The sequence below is a fragment of the Bifidobacterium miconisargentati genome (assembly GCF_019331675.1).
Taxonomy (GTDB): domain Bacteria; phylum Actinomycetota; class Actinomycetes; order Actinomycetales; family Bifidobacteriaceae; genus Bifidobacterium; species Bifidobacterium miconisargentati.
In genome coordinates, this window is record NZ_JAHBBJ010000005.1 from 171494 (window position 1) to 181216 (window position 9723).

General features: G+C 64.5%; 7 protein-coding genes. 1 reads left to right on the forward strand and 6 read right to left on the reverse strand.

Annotation, left to right across the window (positions count from 1 at the left end):
- Positions 1-59: 59 nt before the first annotated feature.
- Complete coding sequence (locus KIH81_RS04795) at positions 60-623, forward strand: FMN-binding protein (protein WP_214304304.1); 564 nt, start codon at positions 60-62, stop codon at positions 621-623.
- A gap of 73 nt (positions 624-696) precedes the next feature.
- Here KIH81_RS04795 and KIH81_RS04800 read toward each other — a convergent pair whose 3' ends face one another.
- The 6 genes from KIH81_RS04800 to KIH81_RS04825 all read right to left on the reverse strand — a co-directional run bounded on the left by KIH81_RS04800 (position 697) and on the right by KIH81_RS04825 (position 9324).
- Entirely contained in the window at positions 697-1314 is a 618-nt protein-coding gene (locus tag KIH81_RS04800; protein WP_420829126.1) for a TetR/AcrR family transcriptional regulator, read from the reverse strand.
- A gap of 228 nt (positions 1315-1542) precedes the next feature.
- Positions 1543-3705, reverse strand: coding sequence for a YhgE/Pip domain-containing protein (locus KIH81_RS04805; RefSeq protein ID WP_214304305.1), 2163 nt, complete (start codon positions 3703-3705; stop codon positions 1543-1545).
- Positions 3702-6236 carry a YhgE/Pip domain-containing protein gene (locus KIH81_RS04810; protein ID WP_214304306.1) on the reverse strand — a complete coding sequence of 845 codons (2535 nt, stop codon included), beginning with the start codon at positions 6234-6236 and terminating at the stop codon, positions 3702-3704. The genes KIH81_RS04805 and KIH81_RS04810 overlap by 4 nt, the downstream gene beginning before the upstream one ends.
- 178 nt (positions 6237-6414) lie before the next feature.
- The gene (locus KIH81_RS04815; RefSeq protein WP_214304307.1) at positions 6415-6861 is read right to left on the reverse strand and encodes a hypothetical protein; all 447 of its coding nucleotides are present in this window, start codon (positions 6859-6861) and stop codon (positions 6415-6417) included.
- A gap of 62 nt (positions 6862-6923) precedes the next feature.
- Entirely contained in the window at positions 6924-7295 is a 372-nt protein-coding gene (locus tag KIH81_RS04820) for a hypothetical protein (protein WP_214304308.1), read from the reverse strand.
- Positions 7296-7665: 370 nt separating this feature from the next.
- A complete protein-coding gene (locus KIH81_RS04825; RefSeq protein WP_236029282.1) occupies positions 7666-9324 on the reverse strand; it encodes a beta strand repeat-containing protein in 1659 nt (552 codons plus the stop codon).
- Positions 9325-9723 lie beyond the last annotated feature (399 nt).

Sequence of the window (9723 nt, forward strand, 5' to 3'; positions counted from 1 at the left end):
GCTGGCGGCGAAGCCGACTGAGGGGTAGTCAATCGCGATGAGTCGATAAGGTGGTCATAATGACTGACATGCATGCACTGAAGAAATCCGCCACGTTGGCCGCCGCCGGTCTGGTGGTGGCCGGAGCGTTGCTTGCCGGATGCGGCGAGTCCAAGGCCACGCCGATGAACGACGACTATGCCGGTAATTCCGGCGAGACCGAGAAGTCTCAGGAGGAGCAGTCGCAGTCGAGCGGCTCGGATTCCTCCGATTCCGGCTCGTCGTCCGGTTCGTCGTCCGACTCCTCCGATTCCGGCACCACGTCCGACAAGAAGGACACCGGCAACTACAAGGACGGCGACTACTCCATCAACGGCCAGTACGGCCCGGTGGGCGAGGATTCCATCGACGTCCATCTGACCATCAAGGACGGCAACGTCGAGAACGTGGAGATCGTGGGGCACCCGTTCACCACCATCTCCAAGAACCATCAGGACGCCTTCGCCAAAGCCATCAACGGCGTGGTGGACGGCAAGCCCCTGAAGGATCTCAAGGTGGACAAGGTGGCCGGTGCCAGCTGGACTTCGGACGCCTTCAACAAGGCCCTCGAAATCGCCCGCCAGGAGGCATCCATCCAGGAGTGATATGCGCGTGTCATGCCGTCGCTGCATGGACGCGCAACACATACTTGCCCATATGACACGGTCGGCGGTCGGTTCAGGCCTGCAACGCCGGCCAGAGCAGGTCGGTCAGACGCTCCGGCCAATCCCCATGTGACGACGTGGCCCGTGCCGCCCCCGCGACCTGCCCTTCGATCGCCTCGTACGCCACCAGCGAGCCGATGATGGTGGACAGCAGCAGCCGTTCGTCCAGGCCGCGCCGAAAGACGCCCTGCGCGACGCCCCGCTCCAGGAACGCCTTGAGCGTGCCCAGCCAGGGCGTCACGACCTGAGTGACGATGTGCTGGAAGAACTCCGCCTCGCTGGACAGCACGATGCCCACGCTCTTGATGTCGATGTCGTTGGCATTCACCCAATCCACCAGCCGCTGCAGCAGTTGCATGAAATGCTCCCGCGTGGGGGAGGGCGCTTCCGAGGCGTCCTCGTTGCTGACCAGATACCTGGCGCTGATTTCGCGTAGCAGCTCATTGGCGTTGTGATAGCGGCGGTAGATGGTGGTTTTGGCCACGCCCGAGCGTCGCGCCACCTCCTCGATGGTCACGCCGCTGATGCCGCGTTCCACCGCGATCTGCAGCGTGGCCTTCATAAGCTTGCGGTCCGTGGCCTTGCGCGTGCGTTCGGCGCGCGGAGCCGCGGTCATCGCCATTGCCGTCATGATTCCTTCTTCTTGTTTCGTCTGGCCTGTATCCGGGATTGCTGGTACTACCCGGCTCCCCTTGTCAGGACATCGCCGTGATGCAAACAGCAGAGCTGTTTGTAGGCAATGTGCGAGACGACAGTCGAGCCAGTGGACTGCGAACGAAGTTCGTCCCTAATTGCAGGATGAGCCGTCGGCGAAGCCGACTGAGGGGTAGCAGTCCGAAGTAGCGCGAGAAGCGGCCGCCTAACTCAGCACCTTCGTGCTCTCCACCTTGGCCACGTACCACTGGTTGAACCGCACCAGAGGCTTCCTCAGCAGCAGGCCGAGCAGCAGCAGCGGTGGCACGAACACCAGCAGCATGCCGGCGGCCTTCCAGTAATCCATGTCGTAGACGCCGGCGATGGCCGCGCGCATCATCGTCACCGAATGGGTCAATGGCAGCGCGGGCGAGATCTTCGAGATGAAGTCGGGCAGCATCTGCACCGGATACGCGGCGTTCGCGCCAGTGATCTGCACGATGAGCATGAGTACGCCGATGGCCTTGCCCACGTTGCCGAAGCTCACCACCATCGTGTACATGAACAGCGAGAACACGAACACGGAAAGCCAGCCGGAGAGCATGAACAGCAGCGGATGCACGGCCTGCACGCGCAGGAACAGCAGATCGCCGCCCAGCGAGACCGTGGCCTGGATGAAGGCGATGAGCCCGAACACCCCGTAATGGCCCAGATACAGCTGGTGCGGCCGCGGATCGCCGAGTTCCTTGCGGATACGGCGGGACACGGTGGTCTTCAGCGTCACCACCAGCAGCAACGAACCCACCCACAGCGGAATCAGCGTGTAGAACGAAGCCATCGAGGAGCCGAAGTTGTCCACCGGGAACACGGCCTTGCGCTTGAGCTGCACCGGCGCGGCCAGCGTGGAGGCCAGCGCCTCCGGGTCGGAGCCGAGCACGTCCTTGACCATGCTCATGTCACCGGTGTCCAGCGCCTCGCCAAGTTTGCCGGTGAACGAGGTCAGTTCCGTGGCTGCCGAACGCAGCTTGCCCGCGACCTTGCCCAGCGTGGCCCGCGCGTCCGTGAGCATCGTGCCCGCGCTCGAAGCCGAATCCTTGAGATCGCCCAGCGTGCCCTTGAGCGTGTCCGCATTGGTGCCGAGCAGCGTCGCCGCGTCGGACACCGTGGACGACAGCGATTCGATCTGCGGCTTGACGTTCTCGTCAAAGTCCGTCTTGACGCCGTTGATGCTGTCCTTGGCCTGGTTTGCCAGCGCCTTGACCTGTTCGCGCTGGTCCTGGGCGTGCTGGTCGCCGGCGCGGATGTCGCTCGCCGCGCCGCTCAGCGCGTTCTGCAGCTTGGTCTGCCGCGCGATGGACCGGTCCAGCATGCGCACGGTCAGCGCATTGTCGCCCAGGATCGAGGCCAGGGTGTCGCGGATCGACTGGTAGTGCGCGATCTGCTCGCCCACAGCGGCGGCCTGGCTGTCCAGTTCGGCGGCGGCCGTGGAGGAGCCGGCGGCCGCGTCCTCGTACAGCGAGTCGATGGAATCGGAGACCGAGCCGAAGCTGTCGGCGCTGGTCTTGAGCGCCTCGGTCATGGCGGATGTGGTGGTGCCCAACGCGCCCGCCACGTCCTCCACGCCGGACTTGGCGCCGGACAGGTCCTTCTTGGCCTGCTTGGCCGAATCCGAGGCCTGCGCGATGAGGTCGTTGGACGTGTCCATGAGCAGCTGGGCCGATTCGGTGAGCGAGGAATACGTGCCGAGCATGTCCGCCGTGTCGTTGAGACGGGCGGCGAAGTCGGCGATGTTCGTGTTGAAGTTGGCCAGTTTCTCCGTGGCTTCCGGCTGGTCGAGCTGGTCGGCGAGCGACGAGGCGATCTCCAGTGCCGAGGAGGTGATGGTCTTGGCGAACGTGGTGTTGATCTCCGCCGCCACCTCGTCCGCGCCCTCGTTGAGCAGGTTCGGGGCCAGCGCGTTCTTCTTCTCGTTGCGGTAATAGGTCAGCTGCGCGTTCTTGGCGTCGCTGGAGAAGAACGTCATCATGTCCTTGCTGAACGACTTCGGAATCACGATGGCCGCATAGTACTTGCCGGACTTCGCACCGTCGATGGCGTCCGCCTTCGTGGTGATGGTCCAGTCGAGCTGGCTGTTGGCGCGCAGGGCGTTGACCACCTGGTCGCCCACGGTCATCTTGATGGGGATGAGGTCGGACTTGTACCCCTCGTCCACGTTCGCCACCGCGAACTTGAGGTTCTTCATGTTCGAGAACGGATCCCAGCAAGCGGCCACGTTGAACCAGGTGAACAGGCCGGGAATCATCACCAGACCGATCACGATGATGATGGAGACCACGTTGCTGGTCAGTCGCCTGACGTCGCCGATGAACAGCTTCCATATGGTTTTCATCGTGCGTGCTTTCCTTCCTTCTCGTACAGCATCGAGCGGATCGATTCGTCGGAGAGATTGCCGAGTTCGGTCTGGCGGCGGATGGAGTCGCGCGTGAACTCCACCACCATCAGGAAGCCGATGATGATGACCACCCACGCGAGCCATGTGGCCATGACCACGATCTTCTCGCCGGTGGTCAGCGAGAAGATGATGATGAGGGCCGCCGGCACCACGAACCCGGCGATGAGCGCGCCCAGCAGCAGTCTCGGGTAATGCCTCTGGAAGCTGGCCGCACGCCGTTCGATGGACCTGCGGTAGCCCTCATGGTTGGCCAATGCGGCGATGGCCTGCGTGATGCGGTATTCGTTGCCGGGCAGATGCACCTTCTCGCCGATGATCATGTCGCTTTCCTCGATCTCGCGCGCGAACAGGCGGTTGAGGTTCGCCATCTTCGGACGGGCCACAAGCCCCAGCAGGAAGGCGATCACGGCGAAGATCAGCAGTTTGCCGATGTAGCGGAACCAGTTGCCGTCGTAGAATCCGGCGATGGCCTCGCGCATCGCGTCGATGGAGTACGTGAACGGCAGCAGCGGGTAGATCACGCGGAAGAACCTGGGCATCATCTCGATGGGGTACAGGCCGGAGGCGCCCGGCACCTGCAGGATCACCAGGGCCACGCACAGGCCTTTGCCCACATGCATGAACGTGGTGGCCATGGCGAAGATGAACGACATGTACACCAGCGAGGTGATCACGCAGGTCAGGATGAACACGGGGATGTTCACGCACTGCATGCCCAGTACCAGGTTGCCGATGGCCGTGACCAGTCCCTGCGTGGCCGCCAGAACGGACAGCAGCGCGAGTCGTCCCAGATAGCCCTGCGTGGGCGTGAGGTGCTCGATGCCCTCGCTGTCCGTCTCGATCTTGGGGATCACTACCAGCACGAACGCGCCCACCCACAGCGCCAGAGCGGTGAACAGCGGCGCCATGCCGGAGCCGTACGAGGAGACCGGGTAGAGCGTCTTCTCGCTGATCACGGTGGGGGAGAGCATGAAGTTGGAGATCTTGGCCGCATCCAGCTTGCCGTCGGTATCGATGAGGTCGCCCAGGGTGCTGGAGATGGAGAGGGCCTTGATGTCCGTGGCGAGGGTGGAGAGCTTGTCCTGCACGCCCGCCAGTGCCGAGTCCGTGTCCTTCAGCGCGGTCTTGGTGGAGGACACGGCCTTGTCCAGCTGGTCCAGCACCTTTTTCGACTGGTCGATGAGCTGGGTCTGCGAGGTGACGCCGTTCGCGAGGGTGCCTGCGGTGACGCCCAACGTGTTCAGGCCGTTGTTGAACTGCGGCAGCGAACCGGAGACCAGCGTCTTGCGCGCGTCGCCCACGGCGGTGATGGTGGTCTGCGTGGCGTTGTTGAGGTTGTCCGCCAGCCCCTGCGTGTGCGTGGCGGCGTTGCCGATGGTGGTGTTGAGGCTGCTCAGGTTGCCCAGCGTGCCGGCCAATTGGCTGTTGCGGTGCTCCAGCTTGGCGATGACCGACTTGAGTGGCTCCCTGTCCGCGTTCGGCAGCGCGTTGAGCTGCGCGATGATCTCGGCGTTCGCCTCGTTGATGTCCGTGGCGGTGTTGATAAGCCCGCCCACCTGCTGGTTGGCCGAGTTGATGGCGCCGGTCACGGTGCCCACGCTCTGGTTGGCCTTGTTCACGGCCTGGCTGAGCAGGCTGGAGCCCTGGTCGATGGTGCCGGAGGTATCCACGATGAAGTCGGTGACGCTGTTCTGCGTGGTGCCGATGAGTTTGGATGCTCCGGCGAGGCCCTGTGCGGCGTCAAGGCCGAGCTTGCGCGCGTCCTCGATGGCCTCGCGCGCGGTGCGGGTCTGTCCGGGCGCCTTGTCCAGCGCGGTGTTGAGCTTGGCGATGGTGTTTCGCGTGGTCTGCACGTCGCCCGAGGCCTCACTCAGGGCCGCGAGCGCCTTGGACTTGGTCTGGTCGGTGCTGGCGATGGCCTTGTCGCCGGCCTTGTTGATGACGTCCGTGAGCACCTTGGAGACCGTGGAGACGAACGTGGAGTTGACCGTACGGTCCAGCGTGGAGGCGCCCACGTCCGTGACTTTGGGGGCCACGGCGCTCGCCTTCTCGTTGACGTAGTACTCCAGGGTCGGCCGGTTGCTGCCGCCGGTCACCACGCCGGCGAGGTCGTCCGAGAAGCTTTTGGGAATGACGATGGCGGCGTAGGCGTTGCCGGATTCCACCATGTCCATCGCCTCGGCCTGATTCACGAAGGTCCAGCCCAGCTGGGTGTTTTCCTTCATCTGCGCCACGATCTGGTCGCCGAGGTTCTGCTTGCCGATGAGGGCGTTGTCCGTGCCGGCGTCGTTGTTGGCGATGGCCACCTTGATGCCGCCGGTGTTGCCGTACGGGTTCCAGAAGCCCACGATGTTGTACCAGGAGTACAGCGGCGGGATGAACACCATGCCGAACAGGATCACCCAAGCGGTCGGCACCTTGAGCAGGCGCAGGATGTCGCGCTTGAGGACCTTGAGAATGTTGCGCACTGCATACCCCCGGTCTTGTGATGCTACGTTTCCCGTAGCGATACGGAAACCGTAGCGCTACGCGGTAAGTAGCGTAATGCCATGCCGGGAGATTTCGGGATGCGCGCGGCCGGAAACGCAGACTGCCCAGCGGCAAATCGTGCGCCGCTGGGCAGTCTGTCTATTTTGGTGATGGATGTCAGCTCTGGATGGTGCTCGCGTCTTCGGAGTTGCCGTTCAGCTGGCTGGAGGATTCGGAGGAGCCGTCCGTGGACTGGCCCGAAGCGGAGCCGCTCTGGCCGTCAGTCGACTGGCCTCCTGGAGCGGACTGGCCGCCGGGCATGGACGGCACGGAACCGGACTGACCCGACTGGCTGCTGCCGTCGGAGCTGGAGGAGCCGCTGGACGACTCGCTGTCCGTGGACTGGCCGCTGGAGGACTGTCCGTCGGTGCTCTGGCCTCCCGGCAGGCTCTGGCCGCCCTGGCCGTTGCCGTTGCCGGACTGACCACCCATGCCGCCCTGGCCGCCGCCCATCTGCATCTGCTGGCTGGACGAGGAGGAGCCGTTGCCGGCGATCGCGCCATATGCCATGCCGCCGCCGAGGCCGCCCACCAGGCCGCAGACCAGGCTGATGCCCACGATCAATGCGATGGCCTTGCCGGAGAACGTGCCGGCCGCAGCGGCCTCACCGCCGGGGATCGCCGGGGCTACGGGGGCGTTGGCGGCGGCGGACTGCCAGTGGCGTTGGCTTGGCCGGCCTGCTGCGCGGGCGCGCTGTAGGCGCCCGGCACACCCTGCGCCGGTGCCGCGGCGAACGGGGTGGACTGCTGTGCGCCCTGCGTCGTCTGGCCGGAAGGGGAGCCCGCGTAGTTGCCGGAAGCGGACTGCTGCGGCGTGTAGGACAGCGGCAGGCTCTGGTCGGCCGCCGAACCGGTGGAGGTGCCGCCGGAGGTGCCGCTGGCGGCACCGGTCGTGCCGGCCGCAGAGGAGGCCTTCGGGGGAATCGGCGTGGTGGATCCGGTGGTCGGCTCGCCGCCGTTGTTCTGCGGGATGATGTTCGTGGTGTCGTTGTTGCTCATGATGGGTCCTTTCGTTTGAACCGCGGATACGGGAGTGCGCGGTCCGGAGCATCGCGGGTTGGTTGTTATTGACTCTGTCAAACCAATGCAGGCGCGCCCTTATCCGGCTCCCCTTGTCAGGGGAGCCGGCGGCGAAGCCGACTGAGGGGTAGTCCAATCGGGTTCATGCCGACTTTGGATTAACGGAGTCTTGTTGGTTGTGGTTTGGAAACGTGGTGCGGGGCTTAAAGGGGCGAGGGATAGCGCGCCGGGTGTGCCCCGCGTCATCCGGCGCAAGTCTGATATCGTGCTTCTCCTTGTTTTTGGCTTCCCTCTCTGAGGGGAGCCGTCCCGCAAGGTGAGGCTGAGGGGAGTGGACGGCGTTTGGTACCTACATGCTCCAGCTGGTCGAGGTGCCGAACTGGCTGTCGAAGTCGGAGCGGTCGATGAGGTCGGTGTCGAGCTGCGTGTCCTCACCGGTAGCGGAGTCCGGCAGCGTGGTGCCGTAATCGCCGGTGACGGTCACGGTCACCGAACCGGTGCCCTTGACCACGGTCTTGCCGTTCGCCACGATCGTCACGGTGTTGCCGTCCGAGTCGACCACCTTGCCGCCGCTTGCCACGTTCAGGGCGGAGACGGTGGTGTCGCCGGTGACCGTCCAGGTGGAGGTGCCGTCCACGTTTACCGTGATCGGGGCGTCCGAGGTGGATCCGTTCGCGTTCTCGGTGATCGAGGCCGTGCCGGTCCAGGTCGAGCCCTCAAGCAGGTTCAGTGTGACCGAGGAGATGGTGTCCGCGCTCACCGTGCCCTTCAGGGTCTGGTTGCGGCCGGTGAACACCACGGTCGCGCCGTTCGAACCGGCCTGGCCCCAATTGTTGGAATCGTTGCCTGCCGCGGTGATGAGCGCCGCCTTGCTTGAATCGAAGTCGAGCGTGGTGTTGGACAGCACCACGTCCGCCGTGGTGTTCGTGAAGTAGAACATCGAGCCGGACTGGATGGAGGACTTCAGCGTGGAGTCGGCCGCCTGGAACGTGGCGTGCTCGCCCGTGGCGGACTCGGCGTCGCCCGAGGTGGACTGGTAGATGATCACGCCGTTGGCGATCGGGTCGCTGGCCGTCTTGTCCGTGATGGTGCTGGTCAGCTTGGAATCCTTGATGAGGATGGTGTTCAGGCCCTCCATGCCGGCGATCTGCGAACCCGTGGACGTGCCCGTGACCCCGGAGACCTGCACGTCGCCCGTGGAGTAGAGCAGCGGCGAGCCCGAGCCGGCGGTCGAGAGCGTGGAATCGGTGGCGGAGACGGAGCCGCCGCCGCGGTCGGTGGCGATGGTGGCGCTGTGGTCGCCCTGCGTGGAGGCGGTGACCGCGCTCGCCAGAATCGTGCCGCCGTACGTGGCGTCCAGCGCTCGCGAATTGTCGGACGTGGTGGTGATCTTCACGTTGTTGGCCAGTACGGTGCCCGAATCCGTGGCGAAGATGCCGTTCGAGCCGGAGCTGGAGGCGTTGAGCGAGGAGTCGGAGATGATGGTCTTGGAGTCCTCGCCCACGGTCAGGGAGACGGAGTTGGTGCCGTAGAAGTTGTTGTTGTCGGCGTTGTCCGAATCGCCGGACTTGTTCAGCGTGGCGTTCGCGATGGTGAGCGTGCCGCCGTTTTCGGCCAGTGCCACGTTCTGGTCCGATTCGGTGGCCTCGGTGGTCTCGCCGTCGGAGCTGACCTTCTTGCCGTCCGCGGTGAGGGCGCCGGAGTAGGTGCCGGTGTAGTCGAAGGTCATGGTGTCGGCGCCTCCGCCCATGCCGCCCTGCGCGTTGCCGTTCGCGGCGGAACTGCTGCTGGAGGAGCCGAGTCCCAGATTGGAGGCGATGGCGGTGCCAGCCATGCCGTATCCGAATCCGGTGATCAGGGAGATGGCGGCCGCTGCGGCCGCGGCCTTGCCAAGTGGAAGCTGTGCGGTGCGGCGGGCCTTGGACGAGCCGGGGCGGGCGTCTCGATGCTGGTTGTCGTTTCCGCGGGCGGACGTCCGCCGCTTGCCGGACGAATGCGTGCTGGTCATGATGATTCCTTTCACAGTGCATGACGGTTACTGCTGCCCGCGCTTGCGGTGGGCACCCGTCGTGCGTTGATGGTTTCAGTACACCGCTCCTGCCGCAAAGGTCCCTTGTATGGCCCGAAAGAGTCTCTGGAACTTCTGTCAAGGCCTTCTGGACAGTTTTGGGGAGTTTCCTGAAAGCCCTGGCGTGCTAGCGTGGGCAGTGACGATTCGTTTTCTTGGCTCCCCTCGCTGAGGGGAGCTGTCGAACGAAGTGAGACTGAGGGGAGCGACTTTGAACCGCACCCTGATTGTTGGATTGGAGTAATTCTGGTTCGGTGATCGGAGGTGCGGTTTCTCATGTCTGGGGATCGCAGGCGTCGTTACGACGACGGGTTCAGAAGGAACGCGGTGGGGTTGATC